Source organism: Mesorhizobium sp. KR2-14 (assembly GCF_040049255.1).
Taxonomy (GTDB): domain Bacteria; phylum Pseudomonadota; class Alphaproteobacteria; order Rhizobiales; family Rhizobiaceae; genus Pseudaminobacter.
Genome location: NZ_JBDZDR010000003.1, coordinates 24,544 through 48,925 on the forward strand (window position 1 = coordinate 24,544; position 24,382 = coordinate 48,925).

The following is a 24,382-nucleotide window of genomic DNA, read 5'->3' on the forward strand; positions in this document are numbered from 1 at the left end:
GGAAAACCATGCTGTTTGCGTTCATCTGCAAGGACAAGCCGGATCATTTGCAGCTGCGGCTCGACGTGCGCCCCGACCACGTCGAGTTCCTGAACGGCCTCAATGCCGATGGCACGCTGAAGTTTGCCGGCCCCTTCCTTGATGACGACGGCAAGCCCTGCGGCAGCCTGGTGGTGGTCGACGCCGCCGACAAGCAATCCGCCGCCGAACTCGCAGCGAGGGACCCCTATGCGAAGGCCGGCCTGTTCGACAGCGTCGAGATCCGGCCGTGGAACTGGGTGTTCAACAATCCGGCAAGCGCTTGAGGAAGCTGAAATGAACTACTGGCTGTTCAAGTCCGAGCCGTTCAAGTTTTCCTTCGACATGCTCAAGGCGCTTGGAGACAAGGGCACGCAATGGGACGGCGTGCGCAACTACCAGGCCCGCAACAACATGCGCGCCATGCAGATAGGCGATCTCGGATTCTTCTACCATTCCAATGAGGGGCTCAACGTCGTCGGCATCTGCGAGGTCTGCGCGTTGGCCCACCACGACACGACCACGGAAGACCCGCGCTGGGAATGCGTGGACGTGCGCGCCGTGCGCGACATGCCTCGCCCGGTGACGCTTGCCGAGGTCAAGGCCAATCCGAAGCTTGAGAAGATGTCGCTGGTCACTTCGATGCGCCTTTCGGTGCAACCGGTGACCGCCGAGGAATGGCAGGAGGTCTGCCGCATGGGCGGCCTCGTTCCCGCGCCGTGACGCCTGAGGACGCAAAGCGCTTCATCCGCGCCAACACAGCCCTTATGGCGCCACCGCATGTGCCCGAAATCCGGCTGCATCTGGCCGACGAAGCGCATGAACTGTGGGAGAAGACCGAGGAAGAGCTGGCCGAGATCGGTCTGCCGCCGCCGTTCTGGGCCTTTGCCTGGGCGGGCGGGCAAGGACTGGCGCGCTACATCCTCGATCATCCCGATTCGGTTCGAGGAAAGCGTGTTCTGGACTTCGCCTCCGGTTCCGGCTTGGTGGCCATAGCCGCGGCGATGGCCGGCGCATGCGAGGTCGTGGCCGCCGATATCGATCCGTTCTGCGCGGCCGCCATCGCCCTCAATGGCGAGGCCAACGGCGTATCCCCACTCTTCGTCGGCAACGACATCATCGGCACCGACGACGGCTGGGAGATCGTGCTGGCGGGTGACGTGTTTTATCAGAAGGACTTCGCTGAACGTCTGGTGGAGTGGTTTTCCGAGCTTCGCCGGCGCGGGGCCGATATTGTCGTCGGCGATCCCGGCCGCTCCTATCTTCCCAAGGAAAGGCTGGACCCGCTTGCCGTCTACCAGGTGCCCGTCACCCGCGCGCTGGAGGATGCTGAGGTCAAGCGCACCACGGTCTGGCGATTCGGTTGAAGACCAGGCGCACCGGACGCTCTCAGCGCACCACCTTCAGCACGGTGCGGCTGGAAAGACGAGGCAGCAGCCGCGCCATTACCTTTGGGGTCACCGCCACGCAGCCCTGCGTGGGCGGAAAGCCCGGCCGGGCGAGATGAAAGAAGATGGCGCTGCCACGCCCGCGCCGCCGCGGCGCGATATTCCAGTCCAGCACCAGGCACGCGTCGTAGAGCCTGTCATCGCGCAGCATCCGTTCGTGACTTGCGACATAGGGCAGCCGGACCGGCCGGTTGTAGTTGCGGTCGCCGGGAAGGTCGCACCAGCCCAGGGCGGCCTGGATCTCGCGCATCGCGAGCCTCGTTGGGGCGCCATTGAAATGACCACGGCGGTAATAGCCCGACAGGATGCGCATCGCCGCCAGCGGCGTGCCGCCGTCGCCCTCTCGCTTGTTTGCGGTGATGCCGCCGCTGCCCAGCGCGCAGGGAAACACCGTGCCGGCCGCATTCAGCAGCCCCTGCGAGCGCTGCCCGGGACGAGCCCGCACGGTGATCAGGCCGATCCGGCCCCTGTTTTTCTTACACGCCTCATTGCGTTCACTTTTTTTGGAGTATGATCGCATGCGGAACAAATCACCGTGATGGCTGTTCTGGTGACTAGGTTCCGCACAAACGATTTCGGGTCAACAGACTAATCACTGAAAAAACGGATTGATCCATGAGCTCTCGCACCATCCTGATCGTCGATGACGATGAAGACCTGCGCTCAACGCTTGTCGAGCAACTTTCTCTCTATGAGGAATTCGACGTCTTGCAGGAATCGACTGCTTCCAAGGGCATAGCGGTCGCCCGTGGCGGTCTTATCGACCTTTTGATCATGGATGTCGGCCTGCCCGACATGGATGGCCGCGAGGCGGTGAAGATCCTGCGCAAGGGCGGCTACAAGGCACCCATCATCATGCTGACCGGGCACGATACCGATTCGGACACGATCCTGGGCCTGGAGGCCGGCGCCAACGACTATGTGACCAAGCCATTCCGCTTCGCGGTGCTGCTCGCCCGCATCCGCGCACAACTGCGCCAGCACGAGCAGAGCGAGGACGCCACCTTCTCCGTCGGCCCCTATACTTTCAAGCCCAGCCAGAAGCTCTTGCTGGACCAGCGCGGAGCCAAGGTGCGGCTGACCGAAAAGGAAGCCTCGATCATCAAATACCTCTATCGCGCCGACCAGAAGGTCGTTACCCGCGATGTTCTCCTGGAAGAGGTCTGGGGCTACAATTCCGGGGTTACGACCCATACGCTGGAGACACATGTCTACAGGCTGCGACAGAAGATCGAGCGCGATCCTTCCAATGCGGAAATTCTTGTGACAGAAAGCGGCGGATACAAGCTGGTTCCGTGACCGGTTCGCGGCTCGGGCAGCCGCACGCAGCACAGGAACGCCAGGCCTGGGACTTGGGGGCGCAATGGCGCTGGACGACGACATCCGCACTCTGTCCGGCGTGGAGCTGTTCAAGGGCTTCACGCAGGAACAGTTGCGCCTGCTCGCCTTCGGCACCGAATCAATGCACCTGCCGGCCGGCCGCAAGCTCTATCTCGAAGACGACGAGGCCGATTGCGCCTATGTCGTTGCCAGCGGGAGCATTGTTCTATTTCGCGAAAATGACAAAAATCGGACGCCGATCACGACTGTGAAGTCCGGCGCGATCCTGGGCGAGCTGGCGCTCATCGCCGACACAAGGCGCCTGACCAGCGCAGCCGCGGCAACCGATTCGGAGGTGCTCCGGCTCAACCGCAAGATGTTCCACCGCATGCTCGCGGAATATCCCGAGCTGGCGGTGCGCCTGCACCGGCACATCACCGATGAACTTCAAGCGCTGATCCGGCGTATCGAGGAAATGGCTTCGCGCTTCACGCCCTGATTCGCAGGCTCCGGCTTCGCATCATGTGGACGCGTGGGCTCAGTCGAGGTCGAACCGGGCAATCACCGGCACGTGGTCGGAAGGCCGCTCCCAGCCGCGCGCCTCGCGCAGGATCTCGATGCCGGCCAGGCTCGGCGCCAGATTTTGCGACGACCATATGTGGTCCAGGCGCCGGCCGCGGTCGGAGGCTTCCCAGTCCTGCGCGCGATAGCTCCACCAGGTGTAGATCTTCTGCTCGTAGGGAACGTTCAGCCGCATCAGGTCGACCCAGTTGCCGGCCTTGCGCATCGCCTCGAAATTCTCGGTCTCGACCGGCGTGTGGCTGACGACCTTCAGAAGCTGCTTGTGCGACCAGACATCGTGCTCCAGCGGCGCGATGTTGAGGTCGCCCACCAGGATCGAGGCAGATGTTTCGTCGTGGTCGGCGCGGATCGCGTTCATCTCTTCGACGAAATCGAGCTTGTGGCGGAACTTGGGATTGATCTCGGGGTCCGGTTCGTCGCCACCCGCCGGTACGTAGAAATTGTGCAGCAGCACCTGCTTGCCGCCGGCCGCGAAGCGGACCGACAGATGGCGGCAGTCGCCCATCTCGCAGAAATCGCGTTTCTCGACCAGCTCGATCGGCCGCCGGGCGACGGTTGCGACGCCGTGATAGCCCTTCTGGCCGCTTATGGCGACGTGCTCATAGCCGAGCTTGCGAAAGGCCGCCGACGGGAACTGGTCGTCGGGGCATTTGGTTTCCTGCAGGCAGAGGACGTCCGGGGCCTTCTCGAGCAGGAACCGCTCGACCAGAGGCATGCGCAAACGGACGGAGTTGATGTTCCAGGTAGCAATCGAAAGAGGCATGGAGAATCCGGTTCCGGGAATTTTCGCCCGGAAACTGGCAGGCAAGGCCGGCAATTACAAGCTCATGCGAGACGCGAGCGGGCGCAGCCGCTGCTGTCCACAGGTTCCGGCCCTGCTATCCACGCCAGTTTACTGCCTGGACTTGCGGTTGACCTCAAGATTGCGCCGGTAATCGATCTTGAACAGGTTCTGATCCAGCCGCACGCCTTCCTGGACGTTGAAGATCATCACCGTGGTGTCTTTGCCCTGGGCGTCGGTGATGGTCCACTGCCGCAGCTCATAGGTCTTCGGATCGAACATCATGGTGATCCTCGAATTGCCGAAGACCGACTTGTCGGCGAGCTGGATCGTGGTCAGGTCGTCCTCTTCCTTCACGCTCTTGACCTTGTCGCCGGACAGGTCGATGCGCTGGTCGAGCAGCAGCTTCAGCGGCGTCTTCGACAGCGGATAGAGGTCCATCGTGTTCATTTTCTTGTTGTCGAGAGCTACCGATTCGCCATCGGAGATTACCTTGAAGCCGGAGGCTCCGTCATAGTTGAAGCGGATCTTGCCCGGCCGCTCGATATAGAACTTGCCGCCGGTCTGTTCGCCGCGCGGACCGAACTGGACGAACTCGCCGGCCATGGTGCGAACACCGGCGAAATGATCCGCGATCTTCTGGGCGGTTTCAGTAGGCGTGGCCTGTGCGCGTGCGTCGAAGCCGGGGAGCGACGGCAGCGCGGCCAGACAGGCAGCGGCGCCGGCAATGCCCATGAAACGGCGGCGCGTCCTTTGCTTCCAGTTCAGGGTCAAAGCATCTTTGGTCATGCCGGTTTCACTCTCGGTTGCGTTCCGTTCGAAGCTGATAGCGCGGTAGTTGGGCTGAAGTTTGGCCTTGGCAAGGTCACGACGTCATCAATCTCTTGTCAGGCGCGCCCGCCTCAAAGCTGGTCGTCTTCGGTCGGAACGAGGATCTCGCGCTTGCCGGCATGGTTGGCCGGGCCCACTATGCCCTCCTGCTCCATCCGCTCGATGATGGAGGCGGCGCGATTGTAGCCGATGCCGAGGCGGCGCTGGATGTAGCTGGTGGATGCCTTGCCGTCGCGCAACACCACGGCCACGGCCTGGTCGTAGGGATCGTCCGAATCCTCCAGATTGCCGCCGCCACCGCCCTTCGATGGCGATTCGCCCTCGTCCTCGCCGTCGTCCTCGGTGATGGCGTCGAGATATTCAGGCACGCCCTGCAGCTTGAGATGGGCCACGACGTTCTCGACCTCGTCGTCGGAGACGAAGGGGCCGTGGACGCGCTGGATGCGACCGCCGCCGGCCATGTAGAGCATGTCGCCCATGCCCAGCAGCTGCTCGGCGCCCTGCTCGCCCAGAATGGTGCGGCTATCGATCTTCGACGTCACCTGGAAGGAGATGCGGGTCGGGAAATTGGCTTTGATGGTGCCGGTGATGACGTCCACCGACGGGCGCTGCGTGGCCATGATGACATGGATGCCGGCCGCGCGCGCCATCTGGGCCAGGCGCTGCACGGCGCCCTCGATGTCCTTGCCGGCGACCATCATCAGGTCGGCCATCTCGTCGATGATGACGACGATGTAGGGCAGCGGCTCGAGATCCAGCTCCTCGGTCTCGTAGATCGCCTCGCCGGTCTGGCGGTCGAAGCCGGTCTGCACGGTGCGCTGGATCTGCTCGCCCTTCTTCTGTGCCTGCGCGACGCGGGCGTTGAAGCCGTCGATATTGCGCACGCCCACCTTGGACATCTTGCGATAGCGGTCCTCCATCTCCCGCACCGTCCATTTCAGCGCCACCACCGCCTTCTTCGGATCGGTGACCACCGGCGTCAACAGATGCGGAATGCCGTCATAGACGGAAAGCTCCAGCATCTTCGGATCGATCATGATCAGCCGGCATTCCTGCGGCGTCATGCGGTAGAGCAGCGACAGGATCATGGTGTTGATCGCCACCGACTTGCCCGAGCCGGTGGTGCCGGCAACCAGCACGTGCGGCATCTTGGCGATGTCGACGATGACCGCCTCGCCATTGATCGTCTTGCCTAGCGCCAGCGCGAGCTTCGCCTTGGTGGTTTCGAAGTCGCGGCTGGCCAGGATTTCGCGCAGATAGACGGTTTCGCGCCTGGCGTTGGGCAGTTCGATGCCGATGGCGTTGCGCCCGGGCACAACAGCGACGCGCGCGGCGATTGCGCTCATCGAGCGGGCGATGTCGTCGGCCAGGCCGATAACGCGCGATGACTTGATGCCCGGCGCGGGCTCCAGCTCATAGAGGGTGACGACCGGCCCCGGCCGGACGTGGATGATCTCGCCCTTGACGCCAAAATCCTCCAGCACGCCTTCCAGCAGCCGCGCATTCTGCTCAAGCGCGTCCTGCGACAGGCTGGGGTCGCGCGAGACGTTCTTCGGTTCCGCCAGGAAGTGAAGCGAGGGCATCTCGAAGCTGTCCGAGCCGATAAGCGAAGCCTGGGCCTCGCGCTGGGCGCGCGCGCCCTGCGCCGGTCGTGGCGCCGGCCCCTCAACACGCCCACTTGCAGCGAGAGGCCCGGCCGCGGGCGTGCGGAAATTCTGCACCCGGGTCGGGCGAGCGGCAGGTGCTGCAATCACGCCATCCGGCGCGAAATCGACATCTTCCGCGTCTTCGTCGTCCTCGTTGGCAGCGGCGCGGCTTGCCACCATCGAGGCGAAGAATTCGGGCTCCACCCGCGCCCTGCCCGGCGACGCGACCCGCGCCTCCGCCTGTTCGGCAAACTCGACGCGCTCGGCCGCACGGCGCCAGGCGCTTTCGGGCCGCACGCCGCCGGATCCGAACTCATCATGGCCCCTGCGGCGCGCGCTGCGGCGGTGCAGGAATGCCCTGAACGACAGCCACCAGTGGGCAATCACGCCGAATGCAAGGATGCCCTCGCCTTCATCGTCTTCATCGACAAGGGACGCCAGGTCGCGCTCGCGCTGTTCCTTCTCGGCCAGTTCCTCGAGCTCGCGGTCGGTCCGGCGCAACAGCAGGCCGGAACCATAGCCGTAGAGCCACAATGCCGGCACCGCCAGCGCGGCGGCAACTGCGGTGCCAACCCATCCGGCCGGGTAGTCTCCGGTCAGCATGCCCGGGATCTTCAGCACCATGTCGCCGAGCACGCCGCCGAGCCCGCTGGGCAGCGGCCAGGTGGGCGGCGGCGTGACGCAACCGGCAATCGCAGCGGAGAGAAGCGACGCGCCGAACCAGGCGAAGGCGCGACGCGGCATGCGATCCACCCCGCGCGCGGTGATCAGCAGCACGCCCCAGATCACCGCCGGGACCAGCGCCGCCACCGACGACAGGCCGTAGAACTGCATGGCGAGGTCGGAAAGGACCGCGCCCGGATAGTCCATCGCATTGGTGACGGGGTTGTCCGTGGCGTGGCTGAAGCTCGGATCGGCAACGTTCCACGTGCCAAGGCTGGCAAGCGCGAAGGCCACGAAGGCGAACAGCGCCAACCCTGCCACCCGCGCGGCCTGACGCCACGCAAAGTCCTTCAGGCCGTGCCCGGTGTCGGTCAGCGCGAATTGAGTGGCCGAACGCATGCTGCTTTCCCCGTCCGCAAAGAAGACGCCACGGCGCGAGCGCACCCTGGCCAGAGTCGGCCGTCAGATTACCGGCGGGAAGGTTAAGGTCGCATTAACCATGCAGGCGTCGCAAAACCGGGCAGGACTGGCCCGGGCGAGCCGGGCCTTCCCATGCGCCAGGACTGCCAGGCGGGGCAAGTTTGCTCCGGCGGCCGCAGCCGCCGGGAAGCTCTCACGAGTGGTAGGCCACCTCGCCGTGAGACGACAGGTCGAGCCCCTGCGCTTCGGCTTCGGGGCTCGGGCGCAGGCCGATCGCCACGTCGACGATCTTGTAGAGTATGACCGAGCCGATGCCGCACCAGGCGTAGGTGACCAGCACCGCCATTATCTGGGTCGAAACCTGGCCGCCCATCGTCACGCCATCGGCATAGCCGACGCCGCCGAGCGTCGTGGAGGCGAAGATGCCGGTGCCGATCGCGCCGACGGTTCCGCCGATGCCGTGTACGCCGAACACGTCGAGAGAATCGTCGTAGCCCATCCTGATCTTCACGACGGTGACGAAGAAGTAGCAGCAGACGCTGGCGATGGCGCCGAGCACGATTGCCCCGACCGGGCCGACGAAACCGGCAGCGGGCGTCACCGCCACGAGGCCGGCGACCATGCCCGAGGCAGCGCCGAGCATCGACGCCTTGCCGCGGACCAGCGCCTCCACCACCGACCAGGCGATGATGGCGCCGGCCGTGGCGGTGAAGCTGTTGATCATGGCGAGCGCCGCGCCACCATTGGCTTCCAGGTTGGAGCCGGCGTTGAAGCCGAACCAGCCCACCCACAGGATAGAGGCGCCGACCATGGTCAGCGTCATCGAGTGCGGCGCCATGTTGTCACGGCCGTAGCCGTTGCGCCTGCCAACCAGCAGGGCCCCCACCAGGGCGGCGATGCCGGCATTGATGTGCACCACGGTGCCGCCGGCGAAATCGAGCGCGCCCCAGCCGAACAGCAGGCCGTGCGGGTCCCAGACCATGTGTGCGATGGGGAAATAGACGAAGGTCACCCACAGGGCCACGAACAGCACCACGGCCGGGAACCGGATGCGTTCGGCAAATGCGCCGATGATCAGCGCCGGCGTGATGCAGGCGAAGGTCATCTGGAAACAGACATAGACGAGTTCGGGGATGACCACGCCGGTGGTGAGGGTGGGCACCGTGCTGCGCGGGGTGACGCCGGCGAGGAAAGCCTTGCCGAGCCCGCCCCAGAACGGGCTGGTGCCGCCGCCGAAGGCGACCGAATAGCCGTAGAGCACCCAGATGACGATGACGACCGCCACGATCATCGTGCACTGCATGAGCACGGAAAGCATGTTCTTGGCGCGCACCAGCCCGCCATAGAACAGCGCGACCCCCGGCAGCGTCATGAACAACACCAGCACGGTCGAGGCCAGCATCCAGGCTGTGTCGCCCTTGTCTGGCACCGGCAGCGCAGGCGCGGCGGCGGGCGCAACCTCCTGCGCGAAGGCCGAGAGCGTGCCCAGGGCGCCGAGCGCGAGCAGCCCCAGAAGGGCCACGCGCGCCGGCAGCGCAATGGAAGGCGGAATTTTCATCGAAATCTCCATCGTTTATGGTTTGGCTGGCGGAAATGTGTTGCGGCGGGCAAGTGAGGGCCGGCACCGGAAAAGGCAGGCTTCGAAAGCTCAGAGCGCATCGGCATCGGTCTCGCCGGTGCGGATCCGCACGGCCTGGTCTATGCCGAAGACGAAGATCTTGCCGTCGCCGATCTGGCCTGTCTTCGCCGCGGCGATGATGGCATCGACGGTCTTGTCGACCATCTCGCTGGCCACGGCGACTTCGATCTTGACCTTTGGCAGGAAGCTGAAAGCGTATTCGGCACCGCGGTAGATTTCCGTGTGCCCCTTCTGGCGCCCGTAACCTTTGACCTCGGTGACGGTCATGCCTTCGACGCCGATCGCGGTCAGCGCTTCGCGCACCACCTCGAGCTTGAACGGCTTGATGATAGCCATCACGATTTTCATCGGCTTCACCCTTTGCTGACGCGCACGACACGCGCCGTGCGCATTCAGGTGAATCAAGCTCCGTGCCAAACTGGCGGGTGCGCCATAAACGTCTGGAAATAATACGTATTCAGCGCTGCCGTTTTCCGGGCATCGAAACCGGCGGCCTCGAAATGCCTAGAAATTAGGCGATGCTGCGAAAATGCCTATTCTGCAGGCGAATGTCGCAGCCGAATCAGGCCCTCCTGGGCCACGGAAGCGATCAAGGTGCCGTCCTGCGCATAGAGCGCGCCGCGCGTGAAGCCGCGCGCGCCGGAAGTTGAGGGGCTGTCCTGCGTATAGAGCAGCCAGCCGTCCAGCGGGTGCGAGCGATGGAACCACATGGCGTGGTCAAGGCTCGCCGCCTGGATGTCGCGGTCGAAGATCGCCCGGCCATGCGCGAAGGTGGAGGTGTCCAGAAGCGTCATGTCCGACAGATAGGCCAGCACCGCCGCCTGCATGGCGCGATCGTCCGGCACCGGCCCCGTGGTGCGGATCCAGATCTTCTGTTGCGGCGCCAGCTTTTCGCGACTGGTGTAGTGCTTGAGAAACACCGGCTTCATCTCGATCGGCCGGTCACGCTCCCAGTAGCGGCGGATGCCTTCCGGTACTGCATCGCCAAACTTGGCGATCAGTTCCTGCTGGGTTCCCAGCGTTTCGGGCGCAGGCACGTCGAGCGGCATCGGCATCTGATGGTTCAGCCCGTCCTCGTCCACCTGGAATGACGCCTCAAGCGAGAAGATGGCGTGGCCGTGCTGGATGGCCACGACGCGGCGCGTGGTGAAGCTGGCGCCGTCGCGAATGCGATCGACCTCGTAGACGATCGGCACCTTGGTGTCGCCCGGCCGCATGAAGTAGCCGTGCAGCGAGTGGACGTGGCGATCCGGCGAGACGGTACGCTGGGCAGCGACCAGGGCCTGCGCGATGGTCTGGCCGCCAAACACGCGCTGCCAGTCCGACTGGGGGCTGCGACCACGATAGAGGTTGTGTTCCAGCTTCTCGAGGTCAAGAATGGCGAGAAGCTCTTGCATGGCCGCCGTCATGTTTCGCACCTTTCCGAACACTCGAACCGGAACGGTTTCAACGGAACGTCCGGCCAAGTCAAGGCAACAGACGCAGGCGCAAGACCCGGAGGACAGGGCAATGGTCGAGAACGAATCAGCTGCCGAAAGGCATCCCATGCTCGATGTGCTGATTGCCGGCGCCGGCTATGTCGGCCTTGCGGCCGCGGTGTCGCTGAAGCAGGCGCGACCCAACCTGGCCGTTGCCGTGGTCGACGCGGCTCCCAAGGGCGTCTGGCAGCGCGACACCCGCTCGTCGGCGGTTGCCGCGGCGGCCTGCCGAATGCTGGGCCAGCTCGGCTGCTGGGACGAGATCCGGCCCGAGGCGCAGCCGATCGTCGACATGCTGATCACCGATTCGCGCACCGCCGACCCGGTGCGCCCGGTCTATCTGACCTTCGAGGGCGAGGTCGCGCCCGGCGAACCCTTCGCGTACATGGTGGCCAACAAGGTGATCAACGCCGCGCTTCGCCGCCGTGCTGGCGAACTCGGCATCGACATCATCGAGGGTGTGGCGGTCCAGGCCTTCGAAACCGGCATCGCCAGCGTGGCGATCCATCTTGCCGACGGCACTTCGCTCGACGCCCGGCTGCTGGTTGCAGCCGATGGCGTGAATTCTCGCCTGCGCGACATGGCCGGCATCAAGACGGTGAAGTGGGAGTATGGGCAGTCCGGCATCGTCTGCACGGTGGCGCATGAGCGGCCCCACAACGGCCGCGCCGAGGAGCACTTCCTGCCGGCCGGTCCATTCGCCATACTGCCGCTCACCGGCAATCGCTCCTGCATCGTGTGGACCGAGCGCACGGAAGATGCCGAAAGGCTGCTCGCCAGCGACGAGCTGGTTTTCGAAACGGAACTGGAGCACCGCTTCGGGCTGAAGCTGGGCGAGCTTCGCGTCGAGGGCAAGCCGCGCGCATGGCCCCTCGGCCTTATGCTCGCCCGCGATTTCGTGGCGCCGCGCTTTGCGCTGGCGGGAGACGCAGCGCACGGCATCCACCCCATTGCCGGCCAGGGCCTGAACCTCGGCTTCAAGGACGTCGCAGCCCTCGCCGAAACCATCGTGGAGGCCGACCGCCTCGGCCAGGACATCGGCGCGCTGGACGTGCTGCAACGCTACGAGCAGTGGCGCCGGTTCGACACGGTGCAGATGGGCGTCACCACCGACGTGCTCAACCGGCTGTTCTCCAACGACTTCGGCCCGTTGCGCGCCTTGCGCGATTTCGGGCTCGGCCTCGTCGACCGCATGCCGCAGCTGAAATCCTATTTCATCCGCCAGGCGTCGGGGCTCTCCGGCGACATGCCCCGGCTGCTCAAGGGCGAAGCGATCTAGCCGGAACCGGCTTGCGCCAAAGTGCTCATGGCCCGAGCCGCCGCAGGCCCTATATTCGCGGGGTCGCCGCACGCGCGGCCCATCACCAAGAGGGAGGAGGATAATCATGCATCGTCAAGCAACCGCCGTCTGGAAGGGATCGCTGACCGAAGGCAGCGGCACGCTCGAAACGCAAAGCGGCGCGTTCAGCGGCACGCCCTATTCGTTCAAGGGCCGCTTTCAGGACGAGAGCGGCAAGTCCGGCACCAATCCGGAGGAACTGATCGCCGCTGCCCATGCCGGCTGCTTCGCCATGCAGCTTTCGCACTTCCTGGCCGAGAACGGCACGCCGGCTGAGGAACTCGACGCCAAGGCGGTCGTCACTTACGGCCCGGCGGCGGACGGCGGCTTCGAGATCACCGAAAGCGCACTTGCCCTGACGGGCAAGGTGCCGGGGATCGACGCAGCGAAATTCAAGGAGCTCGCGGAGCAGGCAAAGGCCGGCTGTCCCGTTTCCAAGGCGCTCGGCGCAATCAAGATTACATTGGAGGCGCGGCTGGCCTAGCTCGCGCGCCCGAGGTCCCATCTGCAACCAAGCGGCCCGCCCCACCGGACGGGCCGCTTGGCTTTTCACTGAATGCCGACCCTTACTGCGCCGGTGCCGCGGGCTGCCCAGGTGCGGGCGCCGGAGCCGGCTGCGTGGGCGGTGCAGGGGTGGTGGTTTCAGGCGCGGGCGGCGTCGCCGGCGCGGTCTGCTCGGGCGGCGGTGTTGTTGTCGGAGCCGTGGGCGCGGCGGGAGCCGTCGTGCTCGGAGCCGGGGTCGCCGGGGCGGTGGTCTGGGGCGCAGGCGCCGGTGTCGTCGTCTCGCTGGTCGTCGGCTGGGCCGGCTCGCCGGGCGTATGCGACTTGCTTGGGAAGAAAATGAAATAGGCAATCACGGCAAGCACGACCACGATCGCGGCAATCAGCACCCCGCTGCCGCCGGAACCGGAAGGCGCCGGGCGATCATTGAGCGGAGGCTCGGGTGAATTCGCTGGATCTCGAGAGCCAGCGGGCGACGCAGGGTTCAACGGATCGTTCATCCTCGGATCCGGAATACGGTCGGACTTGGCCATGATCGGGTCTCCGTCTGTTTTACGGAGATACAACGAACGAGGTGCGGTTTGGTTTCAGATCGGCCCGAGAGGCCGGGTCGCAAGCCGCAGCGACTTGGCGAGGAAGCTCAGTCGACTGCGGTTACCTCGTAGCCGTCGTCGCGCAAGAGCGCGACCAATCCATCCTCGCCCGGCAGATGCATTGCCCCGACCGCGATGAAGGCGTCGCCCTGCGCGAGAATGGTTTCAGCCCTTTCGGCCATGGTTCGGTTGCGGGCCTTGATCATCGCCTCGTCGAAGGCGGCGTAACCGTCATCGCCACCGGCCTCGTCGGGTAGAACTGCGCGGAACAGAGGCCAGAACATGCCGGTTTCGCCCCGCTGATAGAGCACGATCATCGTTTCGATGACATCGTCCATCCGGTCGCCGAGCTTCAGCGTGTCGACAAGGCCTTTCATGTGAAAGTCCATCGGCAGGGACGCCATGGCGCGAAGCTGGTCGGCCACCGTCTCCAGCCCCTCGACCTTCTTGCCCATGGCCAGCGCATCCTGGGCGAGCTTGATATCGAGAACGGGCGCGCCTGCGGCCTTTCGCGAAAGCTCGCACGCCGGAAGCGCCACCATCGCCGACAGCATCCACGGCTTCATCTTGGAGACGCTCGCCGGCGGAATGCCGCGTGCGTCGAGCGCCTTCTCCACGACCGCCGCGTCTTCCGGCGACAGCAGCGACGTCAGCGTCGTGCTGTCGGTGAACATGGTCAGGTCCGGCTCCTTCATGATGGCGGCCATCATGCTCGACTGGTCCAGTATTTCCGTCGTCTCGATGACAACGGTGCTTGATGCATCGAAAGCCTTCTGCGCAGCCGGCGTCAGGGCCACCACGCGCGGATCGGTCATGTGCATCGTGCCGAAAAGGAACGACGGCTTTGCGCCCGCCTTCTCGACCGTCCACAACAGCCCCTTGCCGTTGGGCGTCTGCGCCGCCTCGACCGCAATCTGATCCACCAGCGCCGGGTTGCTCTTCTGCAGCGCCGCCAGCATGTCGGCGCCCTTGCAGGCCGACACCTCGGCGTGGGCCTTGCCCATGGCGATGATCGTGACGGCGACGAAGGAGATGAGGAACAGCACATTGAGCGCCACGATCAGCAGCAAGGCTGTGAGCGCGGTACGGTCGGCAATGGCGATAGCGCGTTTCATGTTTCCAGCATTAACGCCAAAAGACGGCGAAACCGTTAATTGCCGCGGCCAAATTGTCGCGTTGCGCCATCAGGCGCGCGGGTGTGCCGCCTCGTAGATGTCGAGCAGGCGCGCAGTGTCCACGCCGGTATAGACCTGCGTTGTCGACAGGCTGGCATGGCCGAGCAGTTCCTGGATGGTGCGCAGGTCGCCGCCGCGCCCGAGCAGGTGCGTGGCGAAGGAATGGCGCAGCGCATGCGGCGTTGCGGTGTCCGGCAGGTTCAGCGCCGAGCGCAGCTTCTGCATCTCGCGCTGGATGATCGCCGGGTTGAGCGGCCCGCCGCGCGCACCGCGAAACAGCGGCGCGTCCGGCCCAAGGTGATAGGGGCAGAGCTTGCGGTACTCGGCGACCGCCGCCAGCGCCGCCGGCAGAACCGGCACCAGCCGCGTCTTGCCGCCCTTGCCGGTAATCCGAAGCACCCTATCGCCGGACGCGCCAAGATCGTCGCCATCGAGGCTGAGCGCCTCCGAAATGCGCAACCCGCAGCCGTAGAGCAGCGTCAGCACCGCGGCATTGCGAGCCGCGATCCACGGCTCCTCCGCAAGCTGCTCGCCTGCGGATACGACACGCTTGGCGTCCGATGCCGTCAGCGGCTTGGGCAATGACTTCGGCTGCCTGGGCGCGCGCAAAGCGGCCGCCCCCGCCGCATTGGCAAGGCCGCGCCGCTCTAGGAAACGCAGGAAAGAACGCACCCCGGCTAGCCCCCGCCCCAGCGTGCGTGCACCGGCCCCATCGCCACGGCGCGACGCCAGAAACGCGCGCAGGTCCGCAGGGCGAAGCTCCCTTATATCGGCCAGCCCCGGCGCGCCGCCGCAATGGCCGGTGAGAAACTGAAGGAACTGGCGCGTATCGCGCTCATAGGCTTCCACGGTCAGCGCCGAAAGCCGGCGCTCATGCGCCAGCGACTTCAGCCAGCATTCGCGGGCCGACTGGAGTTCGGGCTTGGCGACGACGAGGAATTCTTGCTGCATGGGCTTTCGAAAAATCATCCACTGCCATGCTGAGGCCTCCAGGTTAGCAACGGATGAAAGCGCGCGATTGAAAACGCGCCGAGCGAGGGATAGAGACGGGCAAAGGATCGAAATGCCCATGCCCAAGCCAGAAAATCCCATCCAGATGGCCGTTATCGGTGCCGCCCATGGCATCAAGGGGGAACTGCGCGTGAAAACCTTCACCGCCGACCCGCTGGCGCTCGGCGACTACGGGCCGCTCTATTCCCGAGACGGGCGCGCCTTTGAAGTGATCGACATCCGGCCGGCGAACACTGTGGTGATCGTCCGCTTCAAGAACGTGAAGGACCGCAACGCGGCCGAGGCACTGGCCGGCACCGAGCTTTTCATCGACCGCTCGGCCCTGCCCGATGAAGGCGAGGAAGACGAGTTCTACCACGCCGACCTGATCGGCCTTGCCGTGAAAGACGAGACCGGCGCCACGATCGGCAAGGTCTCGGCGGTGCAGAATTTCGGCGGCGGCGATATTCTCGAGATCGTGCATGCCGGCAGGAAGGGCGTGCTTATCCCCTTCACACAGGCGGCAGTGCCGGACATCGACGTGAAAGCAGGTTTCCTGCGCGTCGACACTGCGGCGGCGGGGCTGGTCGAAGACGCCAGTGGAGAAGACGAGGAAGGCGGCGAGGCTCTTGAGCGGCCGCGCGGCCGCGAAGGCGAAGGGGGCGACAGTTGAGCGGCTTCCGCGCCTCTGTGCTGACGCTTTACCCGGAGATGTTTCCGGGGGCGCTGGGCCTTTCGCTGGCTGGGCGCGCGCTTGAGCGTGGCGACTGGTCGCTGGAAGCCGTGCATATCCGCGATTTTGCCACCGACAAGCACCGGACCGTGGACGACACACCCGCAGGCGGCGGCGCCGGCATGGTCATGCGAGCAGACATACTGGCCAAGGCCATCGACGCGACCGCCCCGGCGGGCGACCCGCGCCCAAAGCTGCTGATGAGCCCGCGCGGGAAACCGCTGACGCAGGCGCGGGTGCGCGAACTGGCGGCCGGCCCCGGCGCGGTGATACTTTGCGGCCGCTTCGAGGGCGTCGACCAGCGCATCATCGAGGCGCGCGCGCTGGAGGAAGTGTCGATCGGCGATTTCATCCTCTCTGGCGGCGAACCGGCAGCGCTTGTGCTGCTGGACGCGGTGGTGCGGCTGCTGCCCGGCGTGATGGGCAACGACACTTCCGGCGACGAGGAGAGTTTTGAGAACGGGCTGCTCGAACACCCGCACTACACTCGCCCGCAGGAATTCGAGGGGCGGCCGATCCCCGAGGTGCTCACCTCCGGCAACCATGGCAAGATCGCCACCTGGCGCCGCGCCCAGGCCGAGCTTCTGACCAGAGAACGGCGCCCGGACCTGTTTTCGGCCCATGAATCGGCCGCTTCCGCCAAAAAACCGTCACCCAAGAGGTGACAATGCACGCGGAAGCGTGTATGTGCGCGACCGCAACCGGGAGTATGATGCTTCCGGGCCCGTCAACAATGACGGTGAAATCGCCCCTGCCTCGGCTTCTCGGCGAGAAGTAAAGGCATAGCCAAACGGTCGTCGAACTGGGTGGCAAGTGCCGGGCGCTCTGGCTGTTGAGAACGAAGAAGAGGTTATTGCGATGGATATCATCCGTCAGATCGAGGCCGAACAGGCCGCCAAGATCGAAGCGAAGCGCAAGCTTCCCGAATTCCAGCCGGGCGACACCGTCCGCGTCCTGGTCCGCGTCACCGAAGGTACGCGCACCCGCGTGCAGGCCTATGAAGGCGTGGTGATCGCGCGTTCGGGCTCGGGCTTCCAGGAAAACTTCACGGTCCGCAAGATCTCCTACGGCGAAGGCGTGGAGCGCGTGTTCCCGGTCTACTCGCCGATGGTCGAAGGCGTCGAGATCGTCCGCCGCGGCAAGGTTCGCCGCGCCAAGCTCTATTACCTGCGTGATCGTCGCGGCAAGTCTGCGCGTATCGTCGAGAACACCAGCGTGCGCGCCCGCAAGCTGAACGACGCCGAGCGCGAAGCAGCCAACGCCGAGAAGGCGCGCATCGAGGCCGAGAAGATCGCCGCCGCCGAGGCACTGGCTGCCGAGAAGGCCGCCCAGGAAGCCGCCGAGAAGAAGGCTGCCGCCGAAGCAGCAGCCGCTGCCGAGGCCGAGAAGGCCGCCGAATAATCTTCCTCGGGAGATTCTATTTGGAAAAAGGCGGCTTCGGCCGCCTTTTTTCGTCCCGTGCTCATGTCCAAGGGGGGAGAACGATGAGCGAGTTTGCCAAGGCCAATCTGCGCAACTGGGACAATCGCGCCGAGCTCCATTCGTCCGATACCACCGGCACCTACCGGATCGTTCAGGTCCTCGCTGGCGGCTCCTCGCTGAATCCGCTGGAGGCCAGCGAGATCGGTGACGTGACGGGCAAGGACATTGTCCATCTGCAATGCCACATCGGCCTGGATACGCTCAGCCTCAAGCACCTCGGCGCGAAAAGCGTCACCGGCCTTGATTTTTCACCCAAGGCGATCGCAGCAGCGAGGGCTTTCGCCGAGAGGGCCGGAACGCCGGCGCGCTTCGTCGAAGCCTCGGTCTATGACGCGCCGCAGGCGCTGGGCGAAACCTACGACATGGTCTTCGTCACGTGGGGCGCCATCAACTGGCTGGACGACATCTTCCGCTGGGCCGAGGTGGTGTCGGCGCTGCTGCGCCCCGGCGGCCGGCTCTACCTGCTCGAGGGCCATCCGCAGCTCGGCCAGGTAGAGGCGCGCAACGGCACCCTTGAGCTCGCCTATCACTGGCGCACACCGAGCGCCGAGCCGCTTACCTGGGATGACGCCCAGACCTATACCGGCGACGACCGGCAATTGACGCATACGCGCTGCTACGAGTGGATTCACCCGCTGAGCGACATCGTCAACGCGCTGATCAGGGCTGGAATGAGCATCGACCACCTCAACGAACACGAGATCGTTGTCTGGCGGGCCTTTGCGGATGTGGTCGAACTCGGCGATGACCAGTTCGCACTGCCGGAAGGCTATCCGAAAATCCCGATGTCCTTCTCCATCGCAGCAACGAAGCGCGCGGGATAGCGAAACCTTTTCATTCTACTGCGGCAGGGAAGCAAGCCCGTCTCTTGCAAGCCGTGGGCAGTTGGCTAATCATGCGCGAAATCCTGCCTTTTCGACCCAAAGAAATTTCCGAACTGGAGCGCGCCCCATGAACAGGTTCAAATTCGCACTGGCCGGGCTGCTGGCCTGCGTTCTCGCACCCGCGGCGGCAAGCGCCGACGCGCTGCCCGACCTCGGCGGAAAGACGGTGACGGTGGTGACCGAGAATGCCTATCCGCCCCTGCAGTTCGTGGACCCGAAGACGGGCGAGCAGATCGGCTGGGAATACGACGCCATGAACGAGATGGCCAAGCGCCTGAACTTCAAGGTCGATTACCAGAACACCTCCTGGGACGCGATGATCCAGGCCGTCTCCGACGGGCAGTACAACATCGGCATGACCGGCATTACCATCAAGGACGACCGCAAGGAGAAGGTCGACTTCTCCGACCCCTACATGCGTTCGCAGCAGTTCATGCTCGTGCGCGGCGACGAAAGCCGCTTCAATGACGCCAAGAGCTTCGCGGCACTCGAGGACGGCCTGGTCGGCGCGCAGGCGGGCACCTCCCCCTTCTACACCGCCGTCTACGAAATTCTGGACGGCAACGAACAGAACCCGCGCATCAAGCTGCTCGAGACCTTCGGCGCGACCGTGCAGGCCCTGAAGTCGGGCGACGTCGACCTGGTGCTGACCGACAGCGTCGCCGCCAAGGGCTATGTCGACTCGTCGAACGGCGCCCTGAAGGTGGTGGGCGAGCCGCTCGGCACCGAGGATTTCGGCTTTATCTTCCAGAAGGGTTCCGATCTCGTAGCGCCGATCAACGCGGCCATTGAATCGATGAAGGCCGACGGCACCATCGATGCCCTGAACAAGAAGTGGTTCCTCGACTACAAGATGGGCGAATAACGGGCCAAGCGGGGCCGGGAGTTTCGGCTGAGGCCGGGCTCCCGGCCCTCGCATTTTCAGATGCACCTGCTCTCCACGACTTCGCCCGAGAAGAAAGAATTCCCCTGGTGGCTGGCGGTCGCCGCGGCGATTGCCGTCGCGGTCGCCGTGTTCGTCGCCACCAGTGACATCTACGCCCAGGTCTTTTCGACGGTCGCCAAGGGCATCGGCATCACTGTCTTTGTCACGCTAGTCGGCTTCAGCCTTGCCTCGATGCTCGGGCTGGGCATCGCGCTGATGGGCCTTTCCGGATCGGTCTGGCTACGCCAGATCTCACGCTTCTATGTCGAGATCATCCGCGGCGTGCCGATCTTGGTGCTGCTGTTCTGGATCGCGTTCGTCGGTGCGCCAGCCTTCGTGGCCGGATGGAACGCCACCACGGCGCCGCTGCAGGAAGCGGGCCTCTTGCCGCCGCTCCAGGTGCGCGACGTCTCGCTTCTCTGGCGCGCCATCATGGCGCTTACCATCGGCTATTCGGCTTTCATTTCCGAAGTGTTCCGCGCCGGCATCCAGTCGGTCGATGCCGGCCAGATCGAGGCCGCCAAGGCGCTCGGCCTGACGCGTTTCCAGCGCTTCCGCCTGATCATCCTGCCGCAGGCCATCCGCACCATCCTGCCCCCGCTCGGCAACGACTTCGTCGCGATGGTCAAGGATTCCTCGCTGGTCTCGGTGCTCGGCGTGGCCGACATAACCCAGATGGGCAAGGTCTACGCCTCCGGCTCCTTCCGCTTCTTCGAGACCTATTCCATCGTCGCTTATATCTATCTCGTGCTCACGGTCGGCCTGTCGCTGGCATTGAGGGCGCTTGAACGGCGGATGCGCAAGGGGCACCGGGCATGAGCCAACACCGCCACAGCGAAGGGCTGGAGCAGGTTTACGCCGCCCGCAACGAGGCCGAGCTGACGCAGGCCTATGCGGCATGGTCGAGCGACTATGACCGCGAGACGGCCGCCTCCGGCTATTGCCTGCCATTCATGATCACGGCCTGGGTCGCCCGGCATGTGCGGCCGGGCACCGGCCCGATCCTCGATGCCGGCTGCGGCACCGGCCTCTCAGGCGCCTATCTGCAGGCGCTCGGCTATTGCGACATCGAGGGCCTCGACTTCTCGAGGGACATGCTGGCGATAGCCGGGACGCGCGGCGCCTATGGCGCGCTGACCGAGGCTGTACTTGGCCGCCCGCTGCCCTGGCGCGACGGGCACTTCGCCGCCTTCTTCTCGACCGGCGTCTTCACCGAAGGGCATGTCCCCGCATCCAGCCTCGACGAGCTGGCGCGGATCACCCGCGCCGGTGGCCATGCCATCTTCACGGTGCGCGACGTGGTTCTGGACAAGGGCGGCTTCCGCACCAAGTTCGCCGAGCTCGAACAAGCCGGGCGCTGGCGCCCTGTCGAGGAAAGCCCTTTGTTTCGCGCCTTCGCGGTCGATGAAGCGGATGTCCTCGTCAAGGCTTTCGTTTTCGAGATCTTGTGAGGCGGTCGCGCTGGCGTGACAAGGCTGCCAATTGCCGACCGGCCAAAATGCTGGTATGTGCCCGGCCATGGAACAGCTCTTTGGAGATCCAGCCTACAAGGGTTTCGTGCTGCAGGACCACAAGCGCCTGCCGGGCCGATTCTTTGCGCGGATTTCCGGCGCGCAGACCAGCCGCCTATCCTGAGCGGACCAGGCTGCCGGCGCCTTTGCTGCCGGGTCATTCCAGTTTTCCGCTCTATCCAGGGATTTAGACAATGAGCGCACCCCGCACCCTCTACGACAAGATTTTTGACGACCACGTTGTCGACCGCCAGGACGACGGCACCTGCCTGCTCTACATCGACCGCCATCTGGTGCACGAAGTGACCAGCCCGCAGGCTTTCGAGGGGCTGCGCATGTCGGGCCGCAAGGTGCGCCACCCGGAGCGCACGCTGGCCGTGGTCGACCACAACGTGCCGACCTCGCCCGACCGCAAGAACGGCATCAAGAACGAGGAAAGCCGCATCCAGGTCGAGGCGCTGGCCAAGAACGCGGCCGACTTCGGCGTGGAATACTATTCCGAGAACGACGTCCGCCAGGGCATCGTCCACATCGTCGGCCCCGAGCAAGGCTTCACACTGCCGGGCATGACCATCGTCTGCGGTGACAGCCATACCTCGACGCATGGTGCCTTCGGCGCACTGGCGCACGGCATCGGCACCTCCGAGGTCGAGCACGTGCTGGCCACCCAGACGCTGATCCAGAAGAAGGCCAAGAACATGCTGGTGCGCGTCGACGGCCAGCTGCCGGCCGGCGTCACCGCCAAGGATATCGTGCTGGCCATCATCGGCGAGATCGGCACCGCCGGCGGCACCGGCTACGTCATCGAATATGCCGGCGAAGCGATCCGCGCGCTGTCGATGGAAGGCCGCATGACCATTTGCAACATGTCGATCGAAGGCGGCGCCCGTGCCGGCCTGATCGCTCCGGACGAGACCACTTTCGCCTACGTCAAGGACAAGCCGCGTGCGCCGAAGGGCAAGGCTTGGGACATGGCGCTGGATCACTGGAAGACGCTGCACACCGACGAAGGCGCGCATTTCGACAAGGTTGTGGTGCTCGACGCAGCCAAGCTGCCGCCCATCGTCACCTGGGGCTCCTCGCCGGAGGACGTCGCTTCCATCACCGGCGTGGTGCCGAACCCGGACGACATCGCCGACGAGAACAAGCGCAACTCCAAGAAGCGCGCGCTCGAATATATGGGCCTGACCGCCGGCACCAAGATCACCGACATCGCCATCGACCGCGTCTTCATCGGCTCCTGCACCAACGGCCGCATCGAGGACCTGCGCGCAGTGGCCAAGGTCGTCGAGGGCAGAAAAGTCGCTTCGACCGTGTCGGCCATGATCGTTCCGGGCTCCGGCCTGGTGAAGGAGCAGGCCGAGGCCGAAGGCCTCGACAAGATCTTCATCGAAGCAGGCTTCGACTGGCGCGAGCCGGGCTGCTCCATGTGCCTGGCCATGAACGACGACCGGCTGAAGCCGGGCGAGCGCTGCGCCTCCACTTCGAACCGCAACTTCGAGGGCCGCCAGGGCTTCAAGGGCCGCACCCATCTCGTGTCGCCCGCAATGGCGGCGGCGGCGGCGATCGCCGGCCATTTCGTCGACATTCGCGACTGGAACTAAGCAGTTGAAGAAGACCCGGGCGACGCTCAGTCGCCCGGCTCGAACCTTCTGACGAGTTCGTGGAACTCGTCGCGAATGCCCGGCCTGTCCTCGGGCACGACCAGCGCAAGACGGCGCCTGTCGAAAAGCTGAAACCACTCGTCCCAATCGATCAGCTCGATCGCGCCCGTGGCGTCGGAACGCTCCGGCCGGTCATCGTCTTCATAGGCGCTTTGCCCGAACATGATGCGCAGGACCGGCTCGCCTCCCGAGGCGGTGGCCTCCTGAAGCGCAGGACTGCCCGCCCTCGCCGCAACCCAGTCGCGTATTGCTTCGTGATCGACGAGCATCACGGTCTTCATCGCAGGCCTCCTTGTCGCCTTAGCATCGCAACGCGGATACCGCGGTGCGGTTCCCTCTCCGACTCCTGGCCGGCTGGAGTACCGTCCGCTCTCAAGAATTTCTCGGCGCGCGCAAAACTGCCCCAGCGTTAACGGCTTTTTCGTGCAAACGTGATTGATTGCTTCGGCTTCGCAGTTTCCCCGGCCGTGTGGTTCGCCGTGGGAACTGCGTGGCTTTTTTCTTGCAGCTTTTCCATCTGAATGAAGCCGTGCGCTTGGGGGGCGCGTCCGATGAGCGGAGCAGCGGTTGTCCTGATAATCAATCTGATTGTCACGGGGTTGTTGTCGGCATCCTTCGCCATGGTCGCCGTCTATGATCGCAAGCAGGAAGCGGCACGCTGGATGGCCGTGGTCTACGGGATGGGCGTCGTCTATTGCTTGACCGAGTTCCTGCTCGCCAGGTTCGGTGCCCCGCGCGTCGCCGTGGTCTTCTCGTTTTCGCTGTTCCTGGCGGCACTGCTGCTGTTCAATGTCGGCGTCGCGCGCAAATACCAGGTGCCTGTGCCCTGGCGCCTGCTGTCTGCGCTATTCCTGTTTTCCGTCGTGGCCTGTGACGCCATACAGGACATCCCGCGGCAGTCCTTCACAAGGATGATGGCTTATCAGGCGCCCTATTTCGCGATGCAGCTTATCGGCGCCTGGATAGTGTGGTCGGCGCGTTCACGCAGGTGGCTCGACAACGCATTGATGCTGCTGCTGGCTGCGAGTTCGCTGCAGTTCCTCAGCAAGCCGTTTCTTTCGGACCTGCTGGGCGGAACGGGCGCCAGCGCGCAGTCCTATCTTACAACCACCTATGCGCTCATCTCGCAGTCCATGGGGACGGTTACCGCCGTCGCCACTGCTTTGCTGTTCCTGGTCATCCTGGCGCGCGACGTCATCGCCGACGTCACGACGCTTTCCCAAACGGATTCCTTGTCCGGCTTGCTCAACCGGGGCGGCTTCGAGCGCTACGCAAACACAGTGCTGCGCCAGGAGGCACGGAGGGGCCAGCCGGTTTCGCTGGTCATCTGCGATCTCGATTACTTCAAGACGATCAACGACACTTTCGGTCATGCTTCCGGAGACAAGGTGATCAAGGCCTTTGCGAGCTTCCTCAGCAGGACAGCGGCGGACCACCACATTGCCGGGCGCATCGGCGGCGAGGAGTTTGCCATCATCCTGCCAGGTGCCAACCTGGCGGCCGCGCGCCTGTTTGCCGAATGCACGCGTACTGCGTTCTCCACCTTGCCGATAGAGGGACTACCGGATGGCCTGCGGTTCACCGCGAGCTTCGGGGTCAGCGAATGCGCGCCGGGAGACGATCTGTCGGAACTGCTTTCGCGCGCCGACAAGGCGCTCTACGCGGCCAAGAAGGACGGCCGCGACTGCGTGCGCACAGCCGCCTCGCCCGTCGAGACCAGACGCGGGCACAAGTCGGCCTGATCGAGCGCGAAGAAAGG

The 24,382-nt window shown here is 64.8% G+C and carries 27 protein-coding genes; 16 read left to right on the top strand and 11 right to left on the bottom strand.

The features are described 5' to 3' along the window. Positions 1 to 8 precede the first annotated feature (8 nt). From ABLE86_RS09110 to ABLE86_RS09120, 3 genes are read left to right on the top strand one after another with little or no spacing between them, the layout of a single operon-like run. On the top strand, positions 9 to 305 hold the full coding sequence (locus ABLE86_RS09110; protein ID WP_348778634.1) for a YciI-like protein: 297 nt from the start codon (positions 9 to 11) through the stop codon (positions 303 to 305). 10 nt (positions 306 to 315) lie between these two features. After that, the gene (locus ABLE86_RS09115; RefSeq protein WP_348778635.1) at positions 316 to 741 is read left to right on the top strand and encodes an EVE domain-containing protein; all 426 of its coding nucleotides are present in this window, start codon (positions 316 to 318) and stop codon (positions 739 to 741) included. Further along, positions 696 to 1,385 carry a methyltransferase gene (locus tag ABLE86_RS09120; protein ID WP_348778636.1) on the top strand — a complete coding sequence of 230 codons (690 nt, stop codon included), beginning with the start codon at positions 696 to 698 and terminating at the stop codon, positions 1,383 to 1,385. The genes ABLE86_RS09115 and ABLE86_RS09120 overlap by 46 nt, the downstream gene beginning before the upstream one ends. A gap of 22 nt (positions 1,386 to 1,407) precedes the next feature. On the opposite strand, the gene ABLE86_RS09125 is transcribed toward ABLE86_RS09120, so the two are convergent. Beyond that, positions 1,408 to 1,986, bottom strand: a complete 579-nt coding sequence (locus tag ABLE86_RS09125) for a L,D-transpeptidase (protein ID WP_348778637.1) — start codon at positions 1,984 to 1,986, stop codon at positions 1,408 to 1,410. Positions 1,987 to 2,081: 95 nt separating this feature from the next. On the opposite strand from ABLE86_RS09125, the gene ABLE86_RS09130 reads away from it, so the two are divergent. Both ABLE86_RS09130 and ABLE86_RS09135 read left to right on the top strand, forming a co-directional pair. Next, positions 2,082 to 2,765, top strand: coding sequence for a response regulator transcription factor (locus tag ABLE86_RS09130; RefSeq protein WP_348778638.1), 684 nt, complete (start codon positions 2,082 to 2,084; stop codon positions 2,763 to 2,765). A gap of 64 nt (positions 2,766 to 2,829) precedes the next feature. Further along, positions 2,830 to 3,285, top strand: coding sequence for a cyclic nucleotide-binding domain-containing protein (locus ABLE86_RS09135; RefSeq protein ID WP_348778639.1), 456 nt, complete (start codon positions 2,830 to 2,832; stop codon positions 3,283 to 3,285). 39 nt (positions 3,286 to 3,324) lie between these two features. On the opposite strand, the gene ABLE86_RS09140 is transcribed toward ABLE86_RS09135, so the two are convergent. The 6 genes from ABLE86_RS09140 to ABLE86_RS09165 form a co-directional block, all read right to left on the bottom strand. Continuing rightward, positions 3,325 to 4,131, bottom strand: coding sequence for an exodeoxyribonuclease III (locus ABLE86_RS09140; protein WP_348778640.1), 807 nt, complete (start codon positions 4,129 to 4,131; stop codon positions 3,325 to 3,327). Between the two features lie 129 nt (positions 4,132 to 4,260). Beyond that, positions 4,261 to 4,884: an outer membrane lipoprotein carrier protein LolA gene (locus ABLE86_RS09145; protein WP_348779199.1), complete on the bottom strand. Its 624-nt coding sequence runs from the start codon at positions 4,882 to 4,884 to the stop codon at positions 4,261 to 4,263. Positions 4,885 to 5,051: 167 nt separating this feature from the next. Next, positions 5,052 to 7,688, bottom strand: coding sequence for a DNA translocase FtsK (locus ABLE86_RS09150; protein ID WP_348778641.1), 2,637 nt, complete (start codon positions 7,686 to 7,688; stop codon positions 5,052 to 5,054). A 214-nt stretch (positions 7,689 to 7,902) separates the two neighbouring features. Further along, positions 7,903 to 9,267 carry an ammonium transporter gene (locus tag ABLE86_RS09155; protein ID WP_348778642.1) on the bottom strand — a complete coding sequence of 455 codons (1,365 nt, stop codon included), beginning with the start codon at positions 9,265 to 9,267 and terminating at the stop codon, positions 7,903 to 7,905. A 90-nt stretch (positions 9,268 to 9,357) separates the two neighbouring features. Continuing rightward, positions 9,358 to 9,696: a P-II family nitrogen regulator gene (locus ABLE86_RS09160; RefSeq protein ID WP_348778643.1), complete on the bottom strand. Its 339-nt coding sequence runs from the start codon at positions 9,694 to 9,696 to the stop codon at positions 9,358 to 9,360. A gap of 185 nt (positions 9,697 to 9,881) precedes the next feature. Then, complete coding sequence (locus tag ABLE86_RS09165; RefSeq protein ID WP_348778644.1) at positions 9,882 to 10,757, bottom strand: acyl-CoA thioesterase II; 876 nt, start codon at positions 10,755 to 10,757, stop codon at positions 9,882 to 9,884. 100 nt (positions 10,758 to 10,857) lie between these two features. Here ABLE86_RS09165 and ABLE86_RS09170 point away from each other — a divergent pair, with 100 nt between their 5' ends. Beyond that, positions 10,858 to 12,105, top strand: coding sequence for a ubiquinone biosynthesis hydroxylase (locus ABLE86_RS09170; protein WP_348778645.1), 1,248 nt, complete (start codon positions 10,858 to 10,860; stop codon positions 12,103 to 12,105). A gap of 106 nt (positions 12,106 to 12,211) precedes the next feature. Continuing rightward, on the top strand, positions 12,212 to 12,649 hold the full coding sequence (locus tag ABLE86_RS09175) for an OsmC family protein (RefSeq protein WP_348778646.1): 438 nt from the start codon (positions 12,212 to 12,214) through the stop codon (positions 12,647 to 12,649). 82 nt (positions 12,650 to 12,731) lie between these two features. Here ABLE86_RS09175 and ABLE86_RS09180 read toward each other — a convergent pair whose 3' ends face one another. The 3 genes from ABLE86_RS09180 to ABLE86_RS09190 form a co-directional block, all read right to left on the bottom strand. Next, positions 12,732 to 13,199, bottom strand: coding sequence for a hypothetical protein (locus ABLE86_RS09180; protein ID WP_348778647.1), 468 nt, complete (start codon positions 13,197 to 13,199; stop codon positions 12,732 to 12,734). Positions 13,200 to 13,306: 107 nt separating this feature from the next. After that, complete coding sequence (locus ABLE86_RS09185) at positions 13,307 to 14,374, bottom strand: TraB/GumN family protein (protein ID WP_348778648.1); 1,068 nt, start codon at positions 14,372 to 14,374, stop codon at positions 13,307 to 13,309. Between the two features lie 69 nt (positions 14,375 to 14,443). Continuing rightward, complete coding sequence (locus ABLE86_RS09190) at positions 14,444 to 15,385, bottom strand: tyrosine recombinase XerC (RefSeq protein ID WP_348778649.1); 942 nt, start codon at positions 15,383 to 15,385, stop codon at positions 14,444 to 14,446. Between the two features lie 118 nt (positions 15,386 to 15,503). Here ABLE86_RS09190 and rimM point away from each other — a divergent pair, with 118 nt between their 5' ends. The 8 genes from rimM to leuC all read left to right on the top strand — a co-directional run bounded on the left by rimM (position 15,504) and on the right by leuC (position 22,563). Continuing rightward, positions 15,504 to 16,097 (top strand): ribosome maturation factor RimM, encoded by a 594-nt coding sequence (gene rimM, locus ABLE86_RS09195; RefSeq protein WP_348778650.1) that lies wholly within the window; start codon positions 15,504 to 15,506, stop codon positions 16,095 to 16,097. Further along, positions 16,094 to 16,822 (top strand): tRNA (guanosine(37)-N1)-methyltransferase TrmD, encoded by a 729-nt coding sequence (trmD, locus tag ABLE86_RS09200; RefSeq protein WP_348778651.1) that lies wholly within the window; start codon positions 16,094 to 16,096, stop codon positions 16,820 to 16,822. Before rimM ends, trmD begins: the two co-directional genes overlap by 4 nt. Positions 16,823 to 17,015: 193 nt before the next feature. Further along, a complete protein-coding gene (gene rplS / locus ABLE86_RS09205) occupies positions 17,016 to 17,558 on the top strand; it encodes a 50S ribosomal protein L19 (protein ID WP_348778652.1) in 543 nt (180 codons plus the stop codon). A gap of 83 nt (positions 17,559 to 17,641) precedes the next feature. After that, positions 17,642 to 18,463 (top strand): class I SAM-dependent methyltransferase, encoded by an 822-nt coding sequence (locus ABLE86_RS09210; RefSeq protein WP_348778653.1) that lies wholly within the window; start codon positions 17,642 to 17,644, stop codon positions 18,461 to 18,463. A gap of 127 nt (positions 18,464 to 18,590) precedes the next feature. Beyond that, on the top strand, positions 18,591 to 19,388 hold the full coding sequence (locus ABLE86_RS09215; protein WP_348778654.1) for a transporter substrate-binding domain-containing protein: 798 nt from the start codon (positions 18,591 to 18,593) through the stop codon (positions 19,386 to 19,388). 60 nt (positions 19,389 to 19,448) lie between these two features. Next, a complete protein-coding gene (locus tag ABLE86_RS09220) occupies positions 19,449 to 20,267 on the top strand; it encodes an amino acid ABC transporter permease (protein ID WP_348778655.1) in 819 nt (272 codons plus the stop codon). Then, positions 20,264 to 20,899, top strand: a complete 636-nt coding sequence (locus ABLE86_RS09225; protein WP_348778656.1) for a class I SAM-dependent methyltransferase — start codon at positions 20,264 to 20,266, stop codon at positions 20,897 to 20,899. The genes ABLE86_RS09220 and ABLE86_RS09225 overlap by 4 nt, the downstream gene beginning before the upstream one ends. Before the next feature lie 254 nt (positions 20,900 to 21,153). Further along, the gene (gene leuC, locus ABLE86_RS09230) at positions 21,154 to 22,563 is read left to right on the top strand and encodes a 3-isopropylmalate dehydratase large subunit (protein WP_348778657.1); all 1,410 of its coding nucleotides are present in this window, start codon (positions 21,154 to 21,156) and stop codon (positions 22,561 to 22,563) included. A 26-nt stretch (positions 22,564 to 22,589) separates the two neighbouring features. Here the strand turns inward: leuC and ABLE86_RS09235 are convergent, their stop codons facing one another. Then, complete coding sequence (locus ABLE86_RS09235) at positions 22,590 to 22,904, bottom strand: hypothetical protein (RefSeq protein WP_348778658.1); 315 nt, start codon at positions 22,902 to 22,904, stop codon at positions 22,590 to 22,592. Between the two features lie 270 nt (positions 22,905 to 23,174). Here ABLE86_RS09235 and ABLE86_RS09240 point away from each other — a divergent pair, with 270 nt between their 5' ends. Then, the gene (locus ABLE86_RS09240) at positions 23,175 to 24,365 is read left to right on the top strand and encodes a GGDEF domain-containing protein (protein WP_348778659.1); all 1,191 of its coding nucleotides are present in this window, start codon (positions 23,175 to 23,177) and stop codon (positions 24,363 to 24,365) included. Positions 24,366 to 24,382 lie beyond the last annotated feature (17 nt).

Bases quoted from the DNA above. Each gene is read 5' to 3' on its own strand.
- ABLE86_RS09110 (WP_348778634.1), top strand. From the start codon at position 9: ATGCTGTTTGCGTTCATCTGCAAGGACAAGCCGGATCATTTGCAGCTG.
- ABLE86_RS09115 (WP_348778635.1), top strand. From the start codon at position 316: ATGAACTACTGGCTGTTCAAGTCCGAGCCGTTCAAGTTTTCCTTCGAC.
- ABLE86_RS09120 (WP_348778636.1), top strand. From the start codon at position 696: ATGGCAGGAGGTCTGCCGCATGGGCGGCCTCGTTCCCGCGCCGTGACG.
- ABLE86_RS09125 (WP_348778637.1), bottom strand. From the start codon at position 1,986: ATGCGATCATACTCCAAAAAAAGTGAACGCAATGAGGCGTGTAAGAAA.
- ABLE86_RS09130 (WP_348778638.1), top strand. From the start codon at position 2,082: ATGAGCTCTCGCACCATCCTGATCGTCGATGACGATGAAGACCTGCGC.
- ABLE86_RS09135 (WP_348778639.1), top strand. From the start codon at position 2,830: ATGGCGCTGGACGACGACATCCGCACTCTGTCCGGCGTGGAGCTGTTC.
- ABLE86_RS09140 (WP_348778640.1), bottom strand. From the start codon at position 4,131: ATGCCTCTTTCGATTGCTACCTGGAACATCAACTCCGTCCGTTTGCGC.
- ABLE86_RS09145 (WP_348779199.1), bottom strand. From the start codon at position 4,884: ATGGGCATTGCCGGCGCCGCTGCCTGTCTGGCCGCGCTGCCGTCGCTC.
- ABLE86_RS09150 (WP_348778641.1), bottom strand. From the start codon at position 7,688: ATGCGTTCGGCCACTCAATTCGCGCTGACCGACACCGGGCACGGCCTG.
- ABLE86_RS09155 (WP_348778642.1), bottom strand. From the start codon at position 9,267: ATGAAAATTCCGCCTTCCATTGCGCTGCCGGCGCGCGTGGCCCTTCTG.
- ABLE86_RS09160 (WP_348778643.1), bottom strand. From the start codon at position 9,696: ATGAAAATCGTGATGGCTATCATCAAGCCGTTCAAGCTCGAGGTGGTG.
- ABLE86_RS09165 (WP_348778644.1), bottom strand. From the start codon at position 10,757: ATGACGGCGGCCATGCAAGAGCTTCTCGCCATTCTTGACCTCGAGAAG.
- ABLE86_RS09170 (WP_348778645.1), top strand. From the start codon at position 10,858: ATGGTCGAGAACGAATCAGCTGCCGAAAGGCATCCCATGCTCGATGTG.
- ABLE86_RS09175 (WP_348778646.1), top strand. From the start codon at position 12,212: ATGCATCGTCAAGCAACCGCCGTCTGGAAGGGATCGCTGACCGAAGGC.
- ABLE86_RS09180 (WP_348778647.1), bottom strand. From the start codon at position 13,199: ATGGCCAAGTCCGACCGTATTCCGGATCCGAGGATGAACGATCCGTTG.
- ABLE86_RS09185 (WP_348778648.1), bottom strand. From the start codon at position 14,374: ATGAAACGCGCTATCGCCATTGCCGACCGTACCGCGCTCACAGCCTTG.
- ABLE86_RS09190 (WP_348778649.1), bottom strand. From the start codon at position 15,385: ATGCAGCAAGAATTCCTCGTCGTCGCCAAGCCCGAACTCCAGTCGGCC.
- rimM (WP_348778650.1), top strand. From the start codon at position 15,504: ATGCCCAAGCCAGAAAATCCCATCCAGATGGCCGTTATCGGTGCCGCC.
- rplS (WP_348778652.1), top strand. From the start codon at position 17,016: ATGGATATCATCCGTCAGATCGAGGCCGAACAGGCCGCCAAGATCGAA.
- ABLE86_RS09210 (WP_348778653.1), top strand. From the start codon at position 17,642: ATGAGCGAGTTTGCCAAGGCCAATCTGCGCAACTGGGACAATCGCGCC.
- ABLE86_RS09215 (WP_348778654.1), top strand. From the start codon at position 18,591: ATGAACAGGTTCAAATTCGCACTGGCCGGGCTGCTGGCCTGCGTTCTC.
- ABLE86_RS09220 (WP_348778655.1), top strand. From the start codon at position 19,449: ATGCACCTGCTCTCCACGACTTCGCCCGAGAAGAAAGAATTCCCCTGG.
- ABLE86_RS09225 (WP_348778656.1), top strand. From the start codon at position 20,264: ATGAGCCAACACCGCCACAGCGAAGGGCTGGAGCAGGTTTACGCCGCC.
- leuC (WP_348778657.1), top strand. From the start codon at position 21,154: ATGAGCGCACCCCGCACCCTCTACGACAAGATTTTTGACGACCACGTT.
- ABLE86_RS09235 (WP_348778658.1), bottom strand. From the start codon at position 22,904: ATGAAGACCGTGATGCTCGTCGATCACGAAGCAATACGCGACTGGGTT.
- ABLE86_RS09240 (WP_348778659.1), top strand. From the start codon at position 23,175: ATGAGCGGAGCAGCGGTTGTCCTGATAATCAATCTGATTGTCACGGGG.